Here is a 20,898-nt window from a genome sequence, read left to right as displayed (position 1 = left end):
GGAATGAGGCAGAAAAACATATATTTTGATAAAATGATGCGATTAAGACAAAAACAATCAAAAACGATGCGGCTATCAGATTTGGAACAGACAGACGTTATCAAAGAACGGAGATTGCGTGAAAATTGTGATTCCATGGAAAAGCCGATATTGAAAATTCAAAATCTAAACTTATATTTTACGCAGTACGCGCGTGGGCTTAGACGGCGCGAACTCCATCCGCTCCGCGACCTTTCCTGCAAACTTTTCAGTGGGGAGCTGACGGCGGTGGTCGGGGCGAGTGGTTCGGGAAAAAGCCTGCTGGCGCACGCGATTCTGGGAATCTTGCCGTACAACTGCCGGATGGAAGGAAAAATTTCCTATCAGGGAGAGGTTCTGGATGAGACGCGGCTTGCCGGGCTGCGGGGCAATGGAATTTCCCTGATTCCGCAGGGGGTTTCCTACCTCGATCCGTTGATGCGGGTCGGGGATCAGATCTGCGGCGGCAGAAAAGATGAAGCGACGCGGGCAAAATGCCGCCAGCTTTTGAAGCGGTACGGGCTGGATGAATCAGTGGAAAAATGTTATCCATTTGAGCTGTCGGGCGGCATGGCGCGGCGCGTCCTGATGGCAGCGGCACTGATGCAGGAGCCGAGGCTGATTGTGGCGGATGAACCGACACCGGGGCTGGAGGCGATGACCGCGTGCCATGTAATCCGTCATTTAAAAGAGATGGCACAGGACGGGGCAGCGGTGCTTCTGATTACTCATGATCTGGAACTGGCGATTGAGATGGCGGACCGGATTCTGGTGTTTTATGACGGGACGATTCTGGAGGAAGTAAAGCCGGAGAACTTCCGGGAGGGACGGAATCTGAAAGAGCCATACACGCAGGCGCTCTACCGGGCACTGCCGGAACATGAATTTTTTGGAGGAGAATGAGATGTCACTAAAGGCGGAAAACCTATCTTTTTCGTATGAAAATGGCGGGCGCCACGTGCTGACGCGTATTTCCCTGAAAATTGAGCCAGGAGAGCGCGTGGGTCTGGTGGCGCCGAGCGGATATGGAAAAACGACGCTGTGCCGCCTGCTGGCGGGATATGAGAGACCGGAGGCGGGAACGGTAGAGATTGACAGCATACCGATTGAGAATATCCGGGGCTGTATGCCGGTGCAGTTAATCTGGCAGCACCCGGAGCAGGCGCTCAACCCGCGCTGGCGGATGCGCCAGGTTCTCAGTGAGGGCGGTCAGGTGGATGAGGAGAGCCGGGGACGGCTTGGCATCCGGGAAGAATGGCTGGATCGGTTTCCATCGGAGCTTTCCGGCGGCGAACTGCAGCGGTTCTGTATTGCCAGAGCGCTGGCGGCAAATCCGCGATATCTGCTGGCGGATGAGATCACCGCGATGTTTGACGCAGTGACCCAGAGCCAGATCTGGCAGGCGCTTTTGCATGAGGCAAAGGAGCGGGAGCTGGGAATAGTGATTGTGAGCCATTCGGAATCTCTTTTGAAGCGGATTTGCACGCGGCGGATTGATTTAAAGGCATTGCAGGAAAAGATGGCAGCAGTTTAGCCAGTTCACATATTGACAGAGAAAATCGGGATTGACCGAGCTCATAAGAGCGAGGGATGCTTCTTGTCCAAAGGACAAGAAGATGGGCGATAGTAAGAGATTAATAATTCGGGATTTGGTAAGGAGGAGGAAAAATGGATGTTCGGAAGCTGTTGGAAGAGGTAAAACGGGGGGATACGAGTATTGAGGAAGCGGAGAATGCGTTCAAGAATCTTCCTTACGAAGATTTAGGGTATGCGAAGCTGGATCTGCACCGGAAATTGCGTTCGGGATTCCCAGAGACGGTGTTCTGCCAAGGAAAGCCGGATGCCTATCTGGCGGATATTTTCGAGACGCTGTACCGGGAAAATGGGGAAGTACTCGGAACGCGGGCGACGCCAGAGCAGTGGAATCTAGTGCGGGCGCGCATCCCGGAGATAGAATACGATCCGGTTTCAAAAATTTTGCAGGCGAGAAAATCATCGGAGACACCGTGGAAGCTGGAAGGGCTGGTGGCAGTCTGCACAGGCGGAACCGCGGATATCCCGGTTGCGGAGGAAGCTGCCAAAACGGTAGAATTTTTCGGCTGCCGCGTGGAGCGCTACTATGATATAGGGGTGGCGGGCATCCATCGCCTTTTATCCAAACGCGAGGCGATTGCGCGGGCAAACTGCGTGATTGCGGTGGCGGGAATGGAAGGCGCGCTTGGCACAGTTGTCGCCGGGCTGGTGGAAAATCCGGTCATTGCGGTTCCGACCTCGGTCGGCTATGGTGCAAGTTTTCATGGACTGTCGGCATTGATCACGATGATTAATTCCTGTGCGAACGGCATTTCGGTTGTAAATATAGATAACGGCTACGGCGCAGCATATCTGGCGGCGCAGATCAACCGCCTGGCGGTGCGGGAGCCGAAGAAGACGGCAGAGTGATAGTGGTTTGTGATAATTGCATAAAAGCGAAAAACGGAAATGTATCAATAAAATGAGAAAAGTAGAGGGAGAAGTAAAAATGGATGAGAAAATCTTATATCTGGATTGTGCGTCTGGAATCAGTGGAGATATGACGGTTGGCGCACTGTTGGATCTTGGAGCAAGCCGGGAAAAACTGGTACGGGCACTGGACAGTCTGGGCGTGTCCGGGTATCATCTGCATTTTGGGCGGACGAAGAAATGTGGAATCGATGCGTATGATTTCGATGTACATTTAGAGGAAGAAGAGCGTCATCACGACCACGAACATAGCCATGATGAGCACGACCATGAGCATCATCACGATCATGAACACACTCACGACCATGAGCATCATCACGATCATGAACACACTCACGACCATGAGCACAGCCATGATCACGCTCACACCCACGATCATATGCATCCTCACGTCCACCGCAACATTCATGACATTTTCGAGATCATCGATCGTCTGGATGCATCTGACCGCGTTAAAAACCTGGCGCGCCGGATGTTTGAGATTGTGGCGGGGGCAGAGTCGAAAGCACACGGAATTCCGGTCAGCGAGGTTCATTTCCATGAAGTCGGTGCAATTGACTCGATTGTGGATGTTATCAGTGCGGCATTCTGCCTGGAGGATCTGGGAATCCACCGCGTGATGGTATCGCCGCTTTCCGAAGGTCATGGATTCGCACGCTGCCAGCACGGTTTAATGCCGGTTCCGGTTCCGGCGACGGCAAATATCGCAGCGGCACAGGGCTTGGAACTGACGCTTCGGGATGTCGAAGGAGAGATGGTAACGCCGACCGGCGCGGCGATCGCGGCGGCATTCCGGACAGAAGCGGCGCTTCCGAAGAAGTACCAGATCGAAAAGATCGGTATCGGCGCCGGAAATAAGGATTTCGCGCACGCGAATATCCTGCGGGCGATGCTTCTGACGGATAAAACGGTGGAAGTAGAAACTGGAAAAGACGGTCACGACGAGAGCTCCATGTGGGTCATGGAGGCAAACCTGGACGACTGCACCGGCGAGGCGCTGGGATATGCGATGGAGGTGCTTCTGGAAGCGGGCGCCAGAGATGTGTGGTACACACCGGCATATATGAAGAAAAACCGTCCGGCGTATGTGCTTCATGTACTGACAACGGCAGAAAAACGGGAAGAATTAGAACAGCTTGTCTTCTCCTGTACGACCACGATCGGTGTGCGCCGCTATCCAGTAGAGAGGACGATACTGCCACGGGAAGTAAAGGAGATCCAGACCCGTTACGGGGCAGCAAAGGTAAAAATCTGCAAGCGCGGCGGCGTGGATACGTGCTATCCGGAGTATGAGAGCGTGCGCGCGATCTGCCGGGAGACAGGGAAGCGCTTCATGGAAGTATTCCACGGAGTAATGGAAGACGGAAGTATTAGTTTACAGTAAGCACTTTTTAGATTGAAAAACGGCACAGTGCATTCTCGTTAGATAATTAAGAGGAGAATCAAGAACCATGGAAAATAAACCAATGATATCAGAGACAGAAAAAAGAGAAGCTTTAAAACATTTCATGGCGGAAAAAGCGAAAGCACCGGTCTGTGTCGCCTTTTCGGGCGGTGTGGACAGCAGCCTGATTCTCAAGCTGGCGTGTGATACGGCGAAGAAGACGGGAATGCCGGTTTATGCCGTGACATTTCACACCATGCTGCACCCAGCCTGTGATCTGGAGATCGCGGAGCGGGTGGCAAAGGAGCTGGGCGCGATCCATAAAATTATCCAGGTCAATGAGATGGAGCTGGAAGCCATCCGGACAAATCCGGTCAACCGCTGTTATATCTGCAAACACCACCTGTTCGCGACACTTCTGGATTTTGCAAAAGAAGAGGGGATTCCGTGCGTGATGGACGGAACCAATGAGAGCGACCTGCATGTGTACCGCCCGGGTATCCAGGCACTCCGTGAGCTGGGTGTCGTCAGTCCACTTGCACAGTGCGGACTGGAGAAAAAGGATGTCAAGGCATTTGCGGCTGACTTAGGAATTTCCGTTGCATCCCGTCCGTCCATGCCATGTATGGCGACCCGCCTTCCATATGGAACTTCCTTTGACATGGAAGTTTTGAAGCGGATTGAGAAAGGCGAAGATTATCTTCGAAGCGTGTTTGGCGGAAATGTGCGCCTGCGCCTGCATGGCGATATTGTCCGGATCGAGGTGGATGCGGATAAATTTGAAAAAGCGATTGCCGAGCGGGAGACGATCTGCAGGACATTAAAAGAAATGGGATTTCTGTACATTACACTCGATCTGGAAGGTTTCCGGTCGGGAAGTATGGATATAGTGGAGAAACTCAACGCGCTGGTCGGGAAATGAATGTAAAGGAGATGGAAATCCCATGCAAGAAGAATGTATTGTCTGTAAAGCACCTCTTATTTATCTGAAACAGGATGAATGGATGGAGTGTGAATTATGTCATAAAAAAGAATTGAGCAAGACCAGATGCCAGAACGGGCATTATGTTTGTAATGATTGTCATACGAAGGGACTGGACACCATTCTTTCCCTGTGTATAGACGAAACATCCAGAAATCCGATCGAGATTGTCCGGAAGATGATGGATGCACCGTTTTGCCATATGCATGGACCGGAGCATCATGTCATGGTGGGAGCGGCGCTGCTTACTGCATATAAAAATGCGGGAGGTGCTATTAATCTGCGGGAATCTGTGATGGAAATGCTGAACCGTGGGAAAGCCGTTCCAGGAGGAACCTGCGGATTCTGGGGTGCCTGCGGAGCGGGAATCAGCGCAGGTATGTTTGTATCTATCTTGTCTGGGGCGACGCCACTGACGGAGGAATCCTGGGGACTTTCGAATCAGATGACATCAAAAGCACTGGAAGCGATTTCGCGCACCGGCGGTCCGAGGTGTTGTAAAAGAGATTCTTATCTGGCGATTCTGGCGGCGGTTGATTTTGTAAAAACGCATTTTGGAATCGAAATGGAATGCACAGAAGTCCAGTGTACGCATTGTGCTCAGAACAATCAGTGTATTGGCAAGCGCTGTCCATTTTGGCGATTTGATGATAGTATTTGACTATAAATGGATAAACGGAGATAATAAAGTTGCGATATAATTAGATTGTGCGAGATGGGATTGCAGTTTGCATAATGTGTGAACTGTGATGAGAGAGCAATTTCTCGTGTAATAGGAAATTTCCTGGAATTCCCTATTACACAAAAAGGCACATCCTTTTTTACGTGGAAAAATCGGAATTTGTGGAGAGATTTCCTGAACTTTCCTTATTTTACAGGCTTTTCAGCCCATTAAATAGTGAAATGATATGTATTTTCCCTTATTTTTGCCCTTATGCGGAATCCGCAAGGGAAATAAGGGAAATTTTTAGTTAAGCATTGCTCGCTACTTTATCAAGAAGTCTTGCGGAATCCCGTTTTGCTTTTCTTGTTGAGTGAGCGTAAATATTCATTGTGGTACTGACATCAGAGTGTCCTAACAGTTCCTGTACATCTTTCGGTGCAGCTCCATTGGAAAGCAGATTGCTGGTATAAGTGTGACGCAACTGGTGAAAATGGAAATCTTCAAATCCTTCCAGCTTCTTTGCCACTGATCTGCATACAATGCTGAGTGTACTCGGCAGTTCCAAAGAGCCATCTGGTCGCAGGCAGACAAAGGAGATTTCTTTGTAATCTGTCGGGACTTCCTGTGTTCCGTCAAGATGATAGTATTCATAATATACCCTGTTTTTCACATGCACTTCTTTGTAGTAATTGCGGTGATATAATTCGCCATACTGCATCCGGTTTTTGAGCTGTTCTTTTCTGGCAGCTTTCAGTATTTCAGTCAGCGTATCTCCAAAATCAACAATCCTTACTTTTTTCCGTTTCGTTGGTCCGATAATATTTTTGTGTTTCATGCCGTCGTAGCGGATACTGCGTTTTATGGTCAGGCATTGTTCCTCAAGGTTAATGTCCTGCCATGTAAGACCACAGGTTTCCCCGATACGGAGCCCGGCATAATACGCAATTTGAATCGGAAGAATAGCAGGTGGATTTTTCTTTTCCAGATATTGGATAAGCCGTTCATAATCCTCATGTGAAATCGGCTGTGTACCTTCTTCCACTTCATCATCGGAAAAGAGGTCAACTTCCTCTGCCTGCTTTTTCAGCTTAATATACTGCATCGGATTGAAACTGATTAACTGTTTTGGAAATACTGCAAAACGGAATGACTGCTGTAACACTGCGGAAAAAGAATGGATATAATCTTTGCTGTATCCCTTTTTTACTTTCCCGTCTGGAAACTCACCACCGAATGTAAGCAGATCAAGAAATGCCTGTAAATGTTCGGCAGTAACTGTTTTCAGTTTGCGGTCTGCAATCGGGTGTTTTTTGATACATCGGATTGCACCAAGATAATTTTCCACTGTACCGTTGCTGAGTGTCCCAGTTTTCAGTTCTTCTTCTGCCCACATATCCAGAAGTTCCCCTACGGTAAGATTATCTGCCTTTGCAACAAACTTCTTATCTTCGTAGTCTTCCAGTGCCTTGCGGAGAAGCTTTTCCGTCTCACTTTTACTTTCGGTTCCGGCGTATTCTTTCTGAACCATTTTACCGCTTGCATCTTCTACATAGAAACGATAGTACCATTTTTTTCCTTTTTTTCTAACAGATCCTTTTGCCATAATCGTATGTCTCCTTTCGATATCAGACAATCGGAACTGCTGAAATGCTTCTTGCGTGTAGGCATCTTATGGACAAGTCCATAAGCCAATTCGCCGCTCGTCAAATCTGTAAACAGCTTGACTCGCTTGCGCTCATTGTATCATAACTCCGATTATCTTACTATACCGATTCAGAATCGTCATACATAACTTCGGATAAAAGATTTGCAAGCCTTTGTTCTGCCGCTTCCGGTTTCTTTGAATAGAGCCTTACAACATCTGCCATATCATTAAATGCGTTGACAGTATGTGTGATCTCCCTGAGAAACATAATCTCATTATATTCATCTTTCGATTCAAATCCCATTACTTTGGCAATGTCCGCATCTTTGGTACTGCCTTTGTAATTTTTACAGGCGAACTGAAACGAATCCAGAAACAGTTCATATTGCTTTAACATTAACAGCAGTAAGTCTTTAGAAAAAGCGTCTTCTGTTTTATTGAGGTCAAGAGGAAACTGTTTGAGAATGTCGCCCATCGCATCACGAATCTGCAATTCTTTCTTATCCGTAATATCAGTTTCATATTCATCGGTTTCCCCTTTGAGCCATTCAATCGATACATGAAGTGCTTCCGAAAGACCTTCCAGTACCATCTTTTTGGTATTGTCAATCGAACCATTCTCATAACGCAGGATTGTGGAAGCGGTAACTCCCATCTTCTCTGCGACATAAGGCTGTGTCAGATTTAATTCCAGACGGCGCTGTTTTGCCCTGCTGCCAATCAGCTTGCGTAGTTCTTTATCTTTCATGCTGATGTGCCTCCTTTTTCGGTATGTCATTACTATACCACGCAACAAAATATATTGCAATATGCAATTTTAAGAAAAGCAGAAAAATTTCATAATGCTTGACAAAGCAATATAAACACGCTATACTGACAGCACAAATGAAATTGCATAATGCAATTCGAAAGGAGGTGGTCATATGACGCAAAGAAAGATTGCCTTATCTATTGAGGAAGCTGCTGATTATACGGGAATTGGCAGGAACACCCTGCGAAAGTTGGTAGAGTGGAAGAAACTTCCGGTATTGAAGGTTGGGAGAAAAGTCCTGATCAAAACGGATATGCTGGAACTTTTTATGGAAGCCAACGAGGGCAGGGACTTGAGGGATAAGGGAAATGTGAAAGCAGTCACAAGAAACGGTTCAACTTAAAAAAGCGGTTCCCGAAGAAACCGCCAAAGGTTCTATCAGACCGGAGTCATGATATACCTACACGCAAGCAGATTATACCATGTACTTCGTCTGACAGACAACAGGAAACTTATGTTTGGAAAAAAAGAAAGGACGATGATATTTATGGCAAGATCAACAAAGAGTTATGAGGAGCGTATGCTCCAGTTGGAAAAGAAAGAACAGGAAAGCCTTGAGAAAGCAAAACAGTATGCAGCACAGAAACGGGAACTGAAGAAACGTCAGAAAGATGTGGAAACCAAAAAACGGACACACAGGCTCTGCCAGATTGGCGGTGCAGTGGAATCGGTACTGGGTTCTGCGATTGAGGAAGATGATATCCCAAAGCTGATCGGCTTCTTAAAAAGGCAGGAAGCAAATGGGAAATTCTTCTCAAAGGCAATGCAGAAAGAGCCAGTTGCAAATACGGAGGAAGTGTAATGCCGGAGGGAGTGGAGTTTCCATTCCCTTCATTGCTTTTTTATGAAGGGCGCACTTATGGACAACCAGAGGTCGTCCGTATAAGTTTGCCACAGGTGGCAACCGGTCTGCGCTTACGCTTGCCGGGCTCGTTCCGTCGGCGGGGCTTTCAGCCAGACCTGCTCATGCCGCAGGAGGCACTCTTCGCCAGAGGGGCACATTCCATGCAGGCTGTTATGCACAGGGCACTCTTACGCAGAGGGTGCTCCGGCAGATACCATTTTCTTTTAGGAAAAACGTTACCTGCCGGAAATCAAAGCCGGATACGGCAGAATGGGGGAAACGGAGCATGGCGATTTTTCATTATACAGTAAAGATTGTTGGACGCAGCAAAGGAAAATCCATCATATCGGCGTCTGCTTATCTCAATGGCGATGTGATGAAAAATGAAGAAACAGGCAGGATCAGCTACTATACTTCAAAAAAAGAAGTCGTTTATACCAGCCTGCTGATGTGTGAAAATGCACCACAGGAATGGCAGAATGTACCTGCTGAAAATATCAGACGGTTCCAGAAATCTGTCCGATATAAAAGGGCAGATAACCAAAATGCTGCACTGGAAAAATTCAAACTTACTTTTCAGAAGCAGCGTTTATGGAATGAAGTCTTGAGGATAGAAAAAAGTTCAGATGCACAACTCGGCAGGTCATTTGAGTTCTCACTTCCGAAAGAATGGAGCCGACAGGAACAGATTGATTATACAACTGAATATATTCAAAAGACCTTTGTAGATAAGGGAATGTGTGCGGATTGGAGTATCCACGATAAAGGAGATGGTAATCCCCATGTGCATTTATTGGTGACGTTGCGACCATTCAATTCAGACCACTCATGGGGTAACAAAGAAATCAAGGATTGGGAGTTTGTCAGAGATGAAAATGGAAATATTGTGGTGGATGAATCCCATCCGGACTGGTGGCAGGATAAAAAGAACCCTGACCGTCATGGAATCCGAATCCCCGTACTTGATGAAAATGGAGTCCAGAAAGTCGGGACAAGGAACCGCAAACAGTGGAAACGTGTATTAACCGATGCTACCGGGTGGAACAATCCGAAAAATTGTGAGCTATGGCGGAGCGAATGGGCAAACGTCTGTAATGCACATTTGAAAACGGAAAATCACATTGACCATCGTTCTTATGCAAGGCAGGGAAAATTAGAGATACCGACGATCCATGAGGGCGCAGATGCCAGAAAAATTGACGAGAAATTTCAAAACGGACAGACATCCTCTACTTCATGGAAAGTAGAGGAAAACCAGATCATAAAAAGACAAAATGCACTGCTGGATAAAATACAGATTTCTTTTGGAAAAGTATCCAGTGCATTAACACAATGGAAGGAGCGATTGCGTGACATTAGAAGAAAGCCGGGAAGTCATTCCCATGATGGAGACAATGATAAACCAGATCGAGGAACAGCAGAATCTTATGGCAGAGATGGTACAGGAATTGCAGGAACGGGACAGGCAGCTCCTGTCTTTTCAGGAGCAGAACCAGAGTTTAAAAAGCTTAAACAGCGAATTATCCAGGCTGCTAAATCTTTTGCCAGATACAGAAGAACTGCTCTCACAGATCGAGCAACAGAAAACCAGAATCGAACAGTTGGAAAACGAGAATCAGCAATGGCAGGAATTAACGCAGAAGCTGAACAACGAGAACAGCTTATTGCAGAAACAGAACAGCGAATTGCTGACCTTAAACAGCAGATAGAGAAAGCGAGGGAGATCGATGAGCGAATGCAGAAACTTAGAGAACGTCGGGCAGGTGGAAGAACTTCTGCTGATGACCGAACAGATGCAGGACGAACTGGATCAGAAAGACCAGACAATCCAGGAACTAAACAGGCAGCTAAGCGAATCGCTGACCTTGAACGAGAAATTGAACAGCGAAAACAGAGCCGAGAATATCGAAGCATTGCGGACAAGATTAAGGCAAACAGAGGAACGATTGACCAGCGAGACAGACAGCAGGAAAAGAGCCGACGCAGAAGCCGTGGCATGGAAATTTAAGTATGAAAAAGCAGAGCAGGAAAAACTTTATGCACAGACACACCAAAAGACGGTAGAGGTAGCTGTTGAGAAAAAAGTGCCTTATGAGAAATGTGAAAAATGTGACCGTACTGCTTACCGGAAAGCAAAAGAAAAATGCGATAGCCGTAAAAGCCAGTTAGAAAAGAAATATAAAAATATGACGATTGGTTATGAAAGTATCTTGTTTCTACTGGCATGGTACAGCATAACAACAACACTGTTTACTGCGATTCTTTCGCCGGTTTTCCTTAACGACTGTATCGTCTTTTTCGGTGCGTTAGGAAAAGGAATGGGAAGTTTATTTCGGGAGTTTGTGACAGGTGCAGACTCTTTCGGACAGTTAAGCAGTGGAATACCTAACAGTATTCTTTCCGGGATTGTGTACTGGCTGATTGCCGGTACTGTCATGGCAATTTTATTCGTAATAACCGGGTGGCTGATAATCGGGATTGGTTATCAGGTAGGAAAAATCTACCGGAAATATTGTTGGGATATCATCAGTATCGTGGTAGCGATAACGAGTACAGCTGTTGTAATTTACTTTGGAGAATGGATTAAAAACGCTAATCCGATAAATCTTATTGTATTGCTATTACTGTCGCATATTATTTATATTGGAATCAGATGTTATGTGAAAGACTGGATGGAAGAACGAGGATATTATTAAAAGAGGACAGGGAAATTTCATAATCTTCCTGTCCTTAGTAAGGGACTATTGATTGTTTATATAAAGAAAAAGTATATAAATAAATCTTGACAATTAGTACGAACTCGGACTATACTATAAAAGTCCGGATTCGTACTAATTTAAGGAGAAAAAAGATGAGAAAAGATAATAATATGATAATACAGTTGCAACGATATTATGCTTTATGGGAAGAATGTACAGCAATGTATGAGGAATGGTCAAAGGATCAGGGACTGTCTTCAAATGGAGTTTTTGCTTTGTATTCATTTTATGAAAGTAATGGAAGATGCACGCAGAAAATGATAAGTGAAAAATGGAATATACCTAAGCAAACGGTAAATACGATACTAAAAGATTTTCAGAAAAAAGGATACATCAATATGGTATCTGATGATTCAGACAAGAGAAATAAGCTGATATGCCTCACAGAATCAGGAATGGAATATACGAAAGATATCATAGAAATAAGCTGATATGCCTCACAGAATCAGGAATGGAATATACGAAAGATATCATAGAAAAACTGCACTCAAAAGAAATATATGTAATCGAAAAAATGGGATTAGAGAATATAGAAAGTCTTAATGATAATACAGAGCTGTTTATCAGACTTTTCAAGGAAGGAGATTGTAAGAAAAATGAATCATAAATCATTATTTTTTAAATATGTTATTCCATCTATTATAGCATTTGCATTATCAGGAATATATGCGATAGTGGATGGATATTTTGTAGGCAATACCATAGGAGATGCTGGACTTTCGGCTATTAATATTGCATATCCGATTGAGGCTTTGATTCAGGCTCTTGGAACAGGAATTGGTATGGGAGGAGCTGTTTATTACTCAATTAATGCAGCAGAAAAGAAAGGAAAACGGGCAGAAGAATTTATTGCTACAAGCTGGTGGCTTCTTGTAATAGTAAGTGTTATCAGTACCATAATTATTTACTCCTTTTCGTCTAAAATTTTAGGATTGCTTGGAGCAGATGGAATTATATTAACAAATGCGACAGATTATATCAAAATTATAGCACTTGGAGCAATATTGCAGATTCTTGGAACTGGAATGATGCCATTCATTAGAAATTATGGAAACTCTTTCTGGTCAATGTTTGCGATGGTTGGTGGATTCATAACCAATATTGTTCTGGATTTTATCTTTGTATGGATATATGAAATGGGCATGAAAGGTGCAGCCACAGCTACAATAGCCGGACAGGGTGTGACTGCAGCAATTGCAATCATATACGCATTATATAATAAAAAGTTTTATGTGTATGTATCCTTAAAAAATGTAAAAGAAATGTGTGGCGCTATATTCAGAGTAGGTCTTGCACCATTTGGGCTAGCATTGACTCCTAATATTTCATTGGTGTTTATAAACCGATTCTCCGCTTCTTATGGGGGAGAAAAAGCTATTGCAACTTATGCATGTGTATCCTATATTATCTGTATCATATATCTCATATTGCAGGGCGTAGGTGATGGAAGTCAACCTTTAATGAGCCGTTTTTATGGTGAGAAGGATCAAGAAAGCCTGAGAGGAGTTCAGAGAATGGCATACATTTTTGCAATAATTCTTGCTGTTTGTGGTGGAATTATCATGTATGTAAACAGAGCAAATATTGGAGGGGTTTTCGGAGCTTCTTATGAAGTAAGTATTGAGATTTCTAAAATTGTACCTATATTTTTAGTGTCATTACCATTTGTTGCGATTACCAGAATAGCGACAGCTGGATTTTATGCTACTGAAAAAAGTGGATTGTCATACATTCTTACATTCATTGAACCAGTATTGATGCTGATATTTATGCTTGTTTTACCACCTTTATTTGGTGGACAGATTATGATATGGTGGAGTACGGTATTGGCACGTGTTTTTTCAGCGATTCTGGCATTCATACTAATAAAATATTGCGAAAAGGGAGATTTGCAATATGGAATACAGAAAATTTAACAATCAGATAGTAGCAAGAATAATCTAGGTTTATCTATTGTATTTTTAAGGACAGCCTCATAGCAATAGGGCTGTCCTTTTAAATTATGAAGCTAATTTTTAATAAATTCTAGTAGATTTTGATTGGAATAATCATAACTCTAATGAATCTTCAGCATCTACCCACATCTGTAAATTCCCATCAAGATATAACCTTGCATATTCTAATGGCTCATCGATTGCAAGCGATGTCAAAGCACAATCAGATCCAGGTGTGGTTCTTAAATTTTTTTCTGCTTCCCAACAATCAATACGGAGTATATAGCCCGTATTAGTATATACATCAATGCTGTTGCACTGTGGATTGTATTCTGCAAATATTGTTCTCATCGTATCCCATCTCCTTATCATTTAATCAATCAGTAGTAGCAAAAATTAAGAAGCATTTCAATCAGTTCACCATGTCACTTTTATTTTGTGTTATACTGTCTTATAGATTTTTCTTGCCCTTGTATTTGCCCTTATCAGAGTGCATAAACACTGATGGGACGATATAACACAAGGGAAATAATAAGGGAAAGCTCACCTGCGACAAATCCAGTGTTTTCAAGGGGTTGCGAAGAATTTAATAATAAAATATAACAGTTATTAAATTTCTTAAAACAGGTGAAATCTCAATCGGAATTGACCGAGCTCTTTGAGCGAGGGATACTTCTTGTCCGAAGGGCAAGAAGGTGGGCGTAAAAAAGATTAGAACAATCGGGATTTATCAGAAAATGAGGAATAGTTGAAAATGGAGGCGCTATAATAACATGAAGATTGAAGGGAACCAGAAAGAACTGGATGCAATGGTAGAATTTCATAAGGGAAACCGTGTCGAGGGGTTGAGACTGCAAGAAGAATTTGCAGCGGAATTTCGTAAGGAGTATAAAGACAAAGATCACTGTCCTTGCCTGAAAGCCTGTCGTTATCACGGAAACTGTAAGGAATGTGTAGCAATCCACAGAGCGCATCAGGAACATGTTCCTAATTGTATGCGACCATTGATTAATAAAAAATTGAAATTGATGTCAGAATTAACAGAGCATACCTTGGCAAATGAAATAGAAGCTCCACATGAGATTTTAAGAAAATAGGCAAGTCAAATTCAAGTTTGAAAAATTGAGAAATCGTAAAATTGAAGAAAAAGAATGCACAGTTCTTAGCATATCGGGAACTGTGCATTTCTGTAAATAAATACTTTTAATTAGCCGATTACGGCATCCTCTGCTGTAAAATGTTCCAGAGAATTTTCTTTTACCTGAATGCAGATATAAGTAATTCCAGAAATATCGGATGCAAAAAACTGACGCTTTGCAGTAGGTGCGATTTTTAGCCAGTCTCCAGTTGAAAGACTGATTTCTTCTCCATCAATTATGGCTTTGCCGTTACCTGAAAGAATTCCATAGATTTCTTCATTTTCTTTATGAGAATGAACAAATGGGACATTTGCTCCTGCAGGTAGTTCGTTTAAACTGATTTCTGCACCTGTTAAAGACAACTTTTCATGCAGCTCAATTCGGTTTTCCTTTCCAATAGTTGTTTTTGTGTAATTTGCCATAATAACCTCCATAGTTAATTTGTAGTTTCTGGTTGCTTGGTATTAGTATAGTGTGAGACACATACAAAAACAAGTACGCACCTTTTTGTAACTGTACACTCAAAAATGAATGTGTTACAATAGACTCGGAGGTGAGAATTATGCGAGCAAAAGAAGAATTACCGGAATGCCCAGTTGCAACAGCAGTATCTCTTATCGGAGGAAAATGGAAACTGCTGATTTTGCGTAACTTAAAAGAGCGTCCATGGAGATTCAATGAGCTACAACGAAGTATAGATGGTATTTCACAAAAGGTTTTGACAGATAGTTTAAGACAAATGATGAGTGATGGGCTGGCATATCGCCACGATTACCATGAGCAGCCACCGAGAGTTGAATACGGCTTAACGGAACTCGGAACAAAAATGCTTCCAATTGTTAATTCACTTGCTGACTTTGGTAACTACTATAAATCAATTATTGAACAGAATTAAGGACGTTAGTATTTGAAAAAGCTTGAACAATTCCAGTTTGAAGAATTGAAAAAAACGGAATTTACCTATTAAGACATATAAACTCTTGACAATAAAACTCCTATATAGTATGTTTTTAATAAACTACTATATAGGAGCTTTTGCATGAAAACAAATGGCGGATTTCTTGTCACCAAAATAAAACAGCTTGGTGACCGGATTTTTGAGAAGATTCTCAGCGAAAAAAATATCGATGCGTTTAATGGAGCCAGGGACGTATTCTTTATGTGCTGTGGCAGGAGGATGGAATCTCGATCAGGTCACTCTCGGTCAAATGCGGATTAGCGATAACATCTCTTACGACGATGCTGGAAAGAATGGAAAATCAAGGACTGATAAGCCGTGTTCAGTCTGAAACGGACAAAAGGAAAACACTCCTGTTTCTGACTGAGAAAGCACATGCCTTAAAGGGCGAGTACGATTCTGTATCTGATGAGATGGGCAGCATTTACTACAAGGGTTTTTCAGAGGAAGAAATTACCCGGTTTGAGGAATGCCTCGACCGCATCAGAAAGAATCTTGAGGAGTGGCAGAAGTCATGAGTATTTGTATCAAAGATCAGATTCAGAACATGAATCTCGTCATCGGCTGCACAGTGGGGTGTACATATTGCTATGCCCGCAACAACGTGAAACGCTGGCATATGATTGATGACTTCGCTGACTCTGAATTCTTTCCGAGTAAGCTCAAGATGATGGAAAAGAAACGTCCGCAGAACTTTCTTCTTACCGGAATGAGCGATCTCTCCGGATGGAAGCCGGAATGGAGAGACGAGGTATTTGCAAAGATCCGTGAAAATCCACAGCATCAGTTCCTGTTCCTTACCAAGCGACCTGATTTGCTGGATTTTGATACCGATCTGGAAAACGCATGGTTTGGCGTTACGGTGACGAGGAAAGCAGAACTGTGGCGTATCGACGCCCTTCGGAAAAACGTCAGAGCAAAACATTACCATGTTACCTTTGAGCCGTTATTCGACGATCCCGGCACAGTTGACCTTTCCGGAATCAATTGGATCGTTGTCGGCACCATGACCGGAGCTCAGAGCAGGAAGATTCATACGGAGCCGGAATGGGCATGGTCTCTGGCGGACCAGGCACATAAGCTCGGCATTCCGGTGTTTATGAAGGAAGACCTTGTCCCTATCATAGGGGATGAAAATATGATTCAGGAAATGCCGGAAGAATTTAATAAAGTGTTAGAGGTACAGAAATCATGGAAGAAGTAATAAATGGAATCCTCATTCGTGAGGTGGAAACAAAGAACATCATGACTAAGTCTAGTCTGCCGGTAGGCGGTTACTCGGTCAATCCCTATGTGGGCTGTACACATGCCTGCAAGTATTGCTATGCTTCTTTTATGAAGCGCTTTACCGGGCATAAGGAGGAATGGGGCACTTTCCTTGATGTGAAGCATTGGCTGGAAATTAAAAATCCGAAGAAATATGCCGGACAGCGGGTGGTCATCGGTTCTGTGACAGATGGCTACAATCCACAGGAGGAGCAATTCGGGAATACCAGAAAACTTCTGGAGCAGCTGATCGGCAGTGACGCAGATATTCTGATCTGCACAAAGTCGGATCTTGTGGTACGGGATATTGATCTGCTGAAGAAGCTTGGACGTGTAACCGTTTCATGGTCGATCAACACACTAGATGAAAATTTCAAGAACGATATGGACTCTGCTTCGAGCATTGAGCGCCGTATCTCTGCTATGAAGCAGGTATATGAAGCCGGTATCCGTACAGTCTGTTTCGTATCCCCGGTATTCCCCGGTATCACGGATTTTGAAGCAATCTTTGAGCGGGTAAAGGATCAGTGCGATCTGTTCTGGCTCGAAAATCTCAATCTTCGAGGCGGTTTCAAAAAGACAATTATGGATTATATCGCCGGAAAATATCCTGATCTTGTACCACTTTACGACGAGATCTATAACAAGCATAACCGCAGCTACTTTGAAGCACTTGAAGTAAAAGCTGAGAAAATGGCTAAGAAGTATGATTGTGCCTTTGTGGATAATGAAATGCCTTATGGCAGAGTCCCGCAGGGACATCCGGTGATCGTAGATTATTTCTATCATGAGGAAATCCGTGGGACAGAGAATACCGGAAAAAGAAATCGCTAACTTCCAGCTTGGTTATAAGATCGGATTTATCAATGATGCTGAGATATGGTTACTCATGTTAAAATAACGCAATACCTCTGTTATATATATAATGAGGATGAAATAGACGAGTTGATTCTGCTGATACGCGATAGCTTTATTCTGGCTTTTACGGTTCTTAAAGATACACTTGTGAAGAAGCTGGAGGAAGCAGAAAGCGATTGGATGTAAAAAAGCAGTCGATAACCTTGTGGGGAGTCCGCGGTGAAGGATAAAACAGTATATACATGTACATATAAATCAAAGTTAGGCGATATTCTGCTGGCGGCAGACGCGATCGGACTCACGGGTCTGTGGTTTGAGGGGCAGAAGTATTTTGCAAATACACTTCCAGACGGAGTTATTTCACAGGAAACCCTAATTTTAACAGAGGCAAAGAGATGGCTGGATATTTATTTTTCTGGCAAAGAACCGGACTTTATTCCGCCGCTGCATCCGACTGGCTCCGCATTTCGACAGGCGGTGTGGCAGATTTTATTGCAAATTCCGTATGGACAGACGACTACCTATGGGGAGATTGCAAAAAAGCTGGCGAAGATGCAGAATGCGTCCCATATGTCCGCGCAGGCGGTAGGCGGTGCAGTGGGGCATAACGAGATTTCCATCATCATCCCATGCCACCGTGTGGTGGGAACGAATGGAAGCCTGACCGGGTATGCGGGTGGAATTGATAAGAAAGTGGAACTGCTTACGCTGGAACATACCGATATGAGTCGTTTTTTTGCGCCGAAGAAAGGAACGGCGCTTTAGTCATTTAGGTGTAATTTTGACTGTGATATTAATTTTCATTTAATTATATCCGTGTAGTTTCTCATCTTTCGTAAGTTTGTAAAGTATCTCCTGCTTTTTCATATACGTAACAAATAGATTTATAAGTACTGTGTTCATAATATTACCCCCTGCATTATGTTTCCATGGAAACAAGTATACCATCGCCTTGTTTCCTTGTTAACAAATTTGATAATAACGATATAGGATATTTTCATCAGAATATTTTTCTTATTTCAAAGATTGCGAAGTTTCACAGGCAGGCGGGGATGTTATTTACAGAAATCCAGATGGAATACAAATGCCAGGACCGCTCCTGGAAGACGATGATTGTGCGTGCCTATTAGTTAAAAAACCATGGAAATCACTATTCGTACATTGTAACATATCGGTTTGATATCGCGGAGCGAGTAAAGATTGACAATTTCAAAATCCTGTCGTATACTTCTTTCAGTCCCAAATGGGATTGAATGGGGAAGGTTATGGAATATAAAATACAAAAACTTTACGATCAGGTCAACCAGGCGATCATCCGCTGCCGTGGTGTATACTCGATGTGGGCAAAGAATAACAATGTGAGCTATAACCGGATGCTGGTGCTTTACACCATCCGCGAATTCGGATTCTGTACGCAAAAGCAGATCTGTGATTCGTATCTGCTTCCGCGGCAGACGGTGAACCATGTGATTTCAGAGATGAAAAAGGACGGGATTCTTGTAGCGGATCTGGAAAAGAGCACCGGGAAGGAAAAGGCGCTTGTTTTGACGCCGGAGGGCGAACGGTATTCGGAAAAATTATTATATTCGTTAAGCCGGATGGAAGAACGGGCGGCGAAACGTCTGGGAGAGGACAAGATCCGCAGAATGACGGAACTGTTTATGGAGTATGACCAGATTCTGGAAGAGGCACTGGAGGAGACGGACGATGAAGAGTAAGGCGGGAACGGATACAGAATTTTTCCGGACGGAGAAAATTCCGAAGATATTGCTGCAAATCGCACCTCCGGTTATGCTGGCGCAGCTGATTCAGGCGATGTATAACATTGTGGACAGTTTTTTTGTGGGAAAATATTCCGAATCGGCGCTGACGGCGCTTTCGGTCATTTATCCGTTGCAGCTCATCATCATTGCGCTGGCGGTGGGAACCGGTGTGGGCGTGAATACCTACATGGCGCGCCTGTATGCACAGAAAATGCCGGGACAGGCGGAAGAAACAGCGGGAACAGGCACGCTTCTGGCGCTTGGAACCTGGCTTATATTTGCCATTTTCTCGATCTTCTGTATGCGTCCGTATGTCCTGACAAGTGCGAATACCCCGGAAGCGATCGAGAGTGCTGTTATCTACGGACAGATCGTCTGTATCGGCAGCATCGGGGCATTTCTGGAAGGAAACTGGACGAAGGTCCATCAGTCGCGGGGCAATATGCACCGTCCGATGGTCGCCCAGACCGTGGGGGCGCTGACGAATATCGTGCTTGACCCGATCCTGATTTTCGGACTCGGTCCGGTGCCGGAGCTGGGAGTCGCGGGTGCTGCCTATGCGACTGTCTGCGGACAGGTGGCGGCTGCGGTCATCACATCGTTTGGCGGGGTTGGCAGATTGCCAGAGCGCACAAAAATGCCGCTCTATATCAAGCAGATCTACTGGTTTGGCTACGCGTCGATTATTATGCAGGCATTATTTACAGTTTATATCGTGATCTTAAATGCGATCCTTGCCGGATTTTCAGATTCGGCAGTGACGGTGCTGGGGCTTTATTATAAAATGCAGACGTTTTTCTTTATCCCGCTGATGGGCTTGCAGACGTGTATCGTTCCGGTGCTCAGCTTTAACTATGCAACCAAGAGCTATGCGAGATGCCGGGAAATTATGCGGGACAGCTATGGATTTTCCTGTGTGTTTATGCTGGTCGGTGTGATCTGCTTCGTTTTCTTCCCGGTGCAGCTGCTCCGGTTTTTTTCAAAGAGCAGCGAGGTCATCGCGATCGGAAAAAATGCATTCCCTATCATCGGGGCAAGTTTTATTCCGGCGGTATTTTCACTGATGACCCCGGTCTTCTTCCAGGCGATCGGAAATGGAAAGATCAGCCTCTTTTTGTCCGTGATGCGCCAGATCTGCTGCCTGATTCCGATTTTCTGGCTGCTGTCGCTGATTGACCTGCGCTTTACCTGGTTTGCATTTCCGATCTCGGAAGTGCTGGTCGGTGTCACGGGAATCGTGCTTTATTACAAGGAAATCAAAAGAGACTTTGATAAAGGAGCAGCATGAGAAAGCACGTAAAAACATAGAAAATAGTTTCGTAGAAAATTTTTAAACGCTTTTAATGAATTGAAAAGGAACCGCCTGGGTCA

At 44.3% G+C, this 20,898-nt stretch carries 24 protein-coding genes and 1 pseudogene; 21 read left to right on the top strand and 4 right to left on the bottom strand.

What is annotated here, in order from left to right; all coding sequences use genetic code 11:
• Positions 1 to 81 precede the first annotated feature (81 nt).
• From DWX76_RS03515 to DWX76_RS03490, 6 genes are all read left to right on the top strand, one after another.
• Complete coding sequence (locus DWX76_RS03515) at positions 82 to 921, top strand: ABC transporter ATP-binding protein (protein WP_243022440.1); 840 nt, start codon at positions 82 to 84, stop codon at positions 919 to 921.
• A 1-nt stretch (position 922) separates the two neighbouring features.
• Positions 923 to 1,552, top strand: a complete 630-nt coding sequence (locus DWX76_RS03510) for an ABC transporter ATP-binding protein (RefSeq protein ID WP_118570129.1) — start codon at positions 923 to 925, stop codon at positions 1,550 to 1,552.
• Between the two features lie 134 nt (positions 1,553 to 1,686).
• Positions 1,687 to 2,460, top strand: coding sequence for a nickel pincer cofactor biosynthesis protein LarB (gene larB / locus DWX76_RS03505; RefSeq protein ID WP_118469270.1), 774 nt, complete (start codon positions 1,687 to 1,689; stop codon positions 2,458 to 2,460).
• Between the two features lie 79 nt (positions 2,461 to 2,539).
• The gene (gene larC, locus DWX76_RS03500; protein ID WP_118570128.1) at positions 2,540 to 3,904 is read left to right on the top strand and encodes a nickel pincer cofactor biosynthesis protein LarC; all 1,365 of its coding nucleotides are present in this window, start codon (positions 2,540 to 2,542) and stop codon (positions 3,902 to 3,904) included.
• Positions 3,905 to 3,971: 67 nt separating this feature from the next.
• Positions 3,972 to 4,826 (top strand): ATP-dependent sacrificial sulfur transferase LarE, encoded by an 855-nt coding sequence (larE, locus tag DWX76_RS03495; protein WP_207664890.1) that lies wholly within the window; start codon positions 3,972 to 3,974, stop codon positions 4,824 to 4,826.
• 22 nt (positions 4,827 to 4,848) lie between these two features.
• Positions 4,849 to 5,547, top strand: a complete 699-nt coding sequence (locus tag DWX76_RS03490) for a DUF5714 domain-containing protein (protein ID WP_118570127.1) — start codon at positions 4,849 to 4,851, stop codon at positions 5,545 to 5,547.
• Positions 5,548 to 5,857: 310 nt separating this feature from the next.
• Here the strand turns inward: DWX76_RS03490 and DWX76_RS03485 are convergent, their stop codons facing one another.
• Positions 5,858 to 7,153 carry a tyrosine-type recombinase/integrase gene (locus DWX76_RS03485; RefSeq protein WP_009321335.1) on the bottom strand — a complete coding sequence of 432 codons (1,296 nt, stop codon included), beginning with the start codon at positions 7,151 to 7,153 and terminating at the stop codon, positions 5,858 to 5,860.
• A gap of 160 nt (positions 7,154 to 7,313) precedes the next feature.
• A complete protein-coding gene (locus DWX76_RS03480) occupies positions 7,314 to 7,943 on the bottom strand; it encodes a helix-turn-helix domain-containing protein (RefSeq protein ID WP_009243739.1) in 630 nt (209 codons plus the stop codon).
• Positions 7,944 to 8,118: 175 nt separating this feature from the next.
• On the opposite strand from DWX76_RS03480, the gene DWX76_RS03475 reads away from it, so the two are divergent.
• The 7 genes from DWX76_RS03475 (at position 8,119) to DWX76_RS03445 (ending at position 13,525) form a co-directional block, all read left to right on the top strand.
• Positions 8,119 to 8,349: a helix-turn-helix domain-containing protein gene (locus DWX76_RS03475; RefSeq protein WP_002578307.1), complete on the top strand. Its 231-nt coding sequence runs from the start codon at positions 8,119 to 8,121 to the stop codon at positions 8,347 to 8,349.
• Positions 8,350 to 8,493: 144 nt separating this feature from the next.
• Positions 8,494 to 8,808 (top strand): DUF3847 domain-containing protein, encoded by a 315-nt coding sequence (locus DWX76_RS03470; protein ID WP_002578306.1) that lies wholly within the window; start codon positions 8,494 to 8,496, stop codon positions 8,806 to 8,808.
• Entirely contained in the window at positions 8,808 to 9,161 is a 354-nt protein-coding gene (locus tag DWX76_RS14845) for a hypothetical protein (protein WP_058692446.1), read from the top strand. The genes DWX76_RS03470 and DWX76_RS14845 overlap by 1 nt, the downstream gene beginning before the upstream one ends.
• Positions 9,137 to 10,858 (top strand): MobA/MobL family protein, encoded by a 1,722-nt coding sequence (locus DWX76_RS03460; protein ID WP_109214826.1) that lies wholly within the window; start codon positions 9,137 to 9,139, stop codon positions 10,856 to 10,858. Before DWX76_RS14845 ends, DWX76_RS03460 begins: the two co-directional genes overlap by 25 nt.
• Positions 10,797 to 11,546 (top strand): DUF6040 family protein, encoded by a 750-nt coding sequence (locus DWX76_RS03455; protein WP_009243742.1) that lies wholly within the window; start codon positions 10,797 to 10,799, stop codon positions 11,544 to 11,546. Before DWX76_RS03460 ends, DWX76_RS03455 begins: the two co-directional genes overlap by 62 nt.
• 155 nt (positions 11,547 to 11,701) lie before the next feature.
• On the top strand, positions 11,702 to 12,040 hold the full coding sequence (locus tag DWX76_RS03450; protein WP_243022439.1) for a MarR family transcriptional regulator: 339 nt from the start codon (positions 11,702 to 11,704) through the stop codon (positions 12,038 to 12,040).
• Positions 12,041 to 12,205: 165 nt separating this feature from the next.
• Positions 12,206 to 13,525, top strand: coding sequence for an MATE family efflux transporter (locus tag DWX76_RS03445; RefSeq protein WP_002595210.1), 1,320 nt, complete (start codon positions 12,206 to 12,208; stop codon positions 13,523 to 13,525).
• Positions 13,526 to 13,657: 132 nt separating this feature from the next.
• Here the strand turns inward: DWX76_RS03445 and DWX76_RS03440 are convergent, their stop codons facing one another.
• Entirely contained in the window at positions 13,658 to 13,894 is a 237-nt protein-coding gene (locus tag DWX76_RS03440; protein WP_002578301.1) for a DUF6061 family protein, read from the bottom strand.
• 422 nt (positions 13,895 to 14,316) lie between these two features.
• On the opposite strand from DWX76_RS03440, the gene DWX76_RS03435 reads away from it, so the two are divergent.
• Positions 14,317 to 14,640: a hypothetical protein gene (locus tag DWX76_RS03435; protein ID WP_004613237.1), complete on the top strand. Its 324-nt coding sequence runs from the start codon at positions 14,317 to 14,319 to the stop codon at positions 14,638 to 14,640.
• A 110-nt stretch (positions 14,641 to 14,750) separates the two neighbouring features.
• Here DWX76_RS03435 and DWX76_RS03430 read toward each other — a convergent pair whose 3' ends face one another.
• Entirely contained in the window at positions 14,751 to 15,104 is a 354-nt protein-coding gene (locus DWX76_RS03430; RefSeq protein ID WP_020993869.1) for a cupin domain-containing protein, read from the bottom strand.
• Positions 15,105 to 15,244: 140 nt separating this feature from the next.
• Here DWX76_RS03430 and DWX76_RS03425 point away from each other — a divergent pair, with 140 nt between their 5' ends.
• The 7 genes and pseudogenes from DWX76_RS03425 (at position 15,245) to DWX76_RS03385 (ending at position 20,815) form a co-directional block, all read left to right on the top strand.
• Positions 15,245 to 15,577 (top strand): winged helix-turn-helix transcriptional regulator, encoded by a 333-nt coding sequence (locus DWX76_RS03425; protein ID WP_008373705.1) that lies wholly within the window; start codon positions 15,245 to 15,247, stop codon positions 15,575 to 15,577.
• A 144-nt stretch (positions 15,578 to 15,721) separates the two neighbouring features.
• A pseudogene (locus DWX76_RS03420) lies at positions 15,722 to 16,158 on the top strand (radical SAM mobile pair system MarR family transcriptional regulator).
• Positions 16,155 to 16,844, top strand: coding sequence for a radical SAM mobile pair protein A (locus tag DWX76_RS03415; protein WP_118570126.1), 690 nt, complete (start codon positions 16,155 to 16,157; stop codon positions 16,842 to 16,844). The pseudogene DWX76_RS03420 and the gene DWX76_RS03415 overlap by 4 nt, the downstream one beginning before the upstream one ends.
• Entirely contained in the window at positions 16,832 to 17,740 is a 909-nt protein-coding gene (locus tag DWX76_RS03410) for a radical SAM mobile pair protein B (RefSeq protein WP_107001881.1), read from the top strand. The genes DWX76_RS03415 and DWX76_RS03410 overlap by 13 nt, the downstream gene beginning before the upstream one ends.
• A 243-nt stretch (positions 17,741 to 17,983) precedes the next feature.
• Entirely contained in the window at positions 17,984 to 18,529 is a 546-nt protein-coding gene (locus DWX76_RS03400) for a methylated-DNA--[protein]-cysteine S-methyltransferase (protein WP_118524142.1), read from the top strand.
• A gap of 500 nt (positions 18,530 to 19,029) precedes the next feature.
• Positions 19,030 to 19,482 carry a MarR family winged helix-turn-helix transcriptional regulator gene (locus DWX76_RS03390; protein ID WP_107001883.1) on the top strand — a complete coding sequence of 151 codons (453 nt, stop codon included), beginning with the start codon at positions 19,030 to 19,032 and terminating at the stop codon, positions 19,480 to 19,482.
• A complete protein-coding gene (locus DWX76_RS03385) occupies positions 19,472 to 20,815 on the top strand; it encodes an MATE family efflux transporter (RefSeq protein WP_118570125.1) in 1,344 nt (447 codons plus the stop codon). The genes DWX76_RS03390 and DWX76_RS03385 overlap by 11 nt, the downstream gene beginning before the upstream one ends.
• Positions 20,816 to 20,898 lie beyond the last annotated feature (83 nt).

Source organism: Clostridium sp. AF21-20LB, assembly GCF_003478795.1.
GTDB classification, from domain to species: domain Bacteria; phylum Bacillota; class Clostridia; order Lachnospirales; family Lachnospiraceae; genus Otoolea; species Otoolea fessa.
Note: the sequence above shows the minus strand (reverse complement) of the source record. Positions and strands in the feature narration are given on the sequence as shown.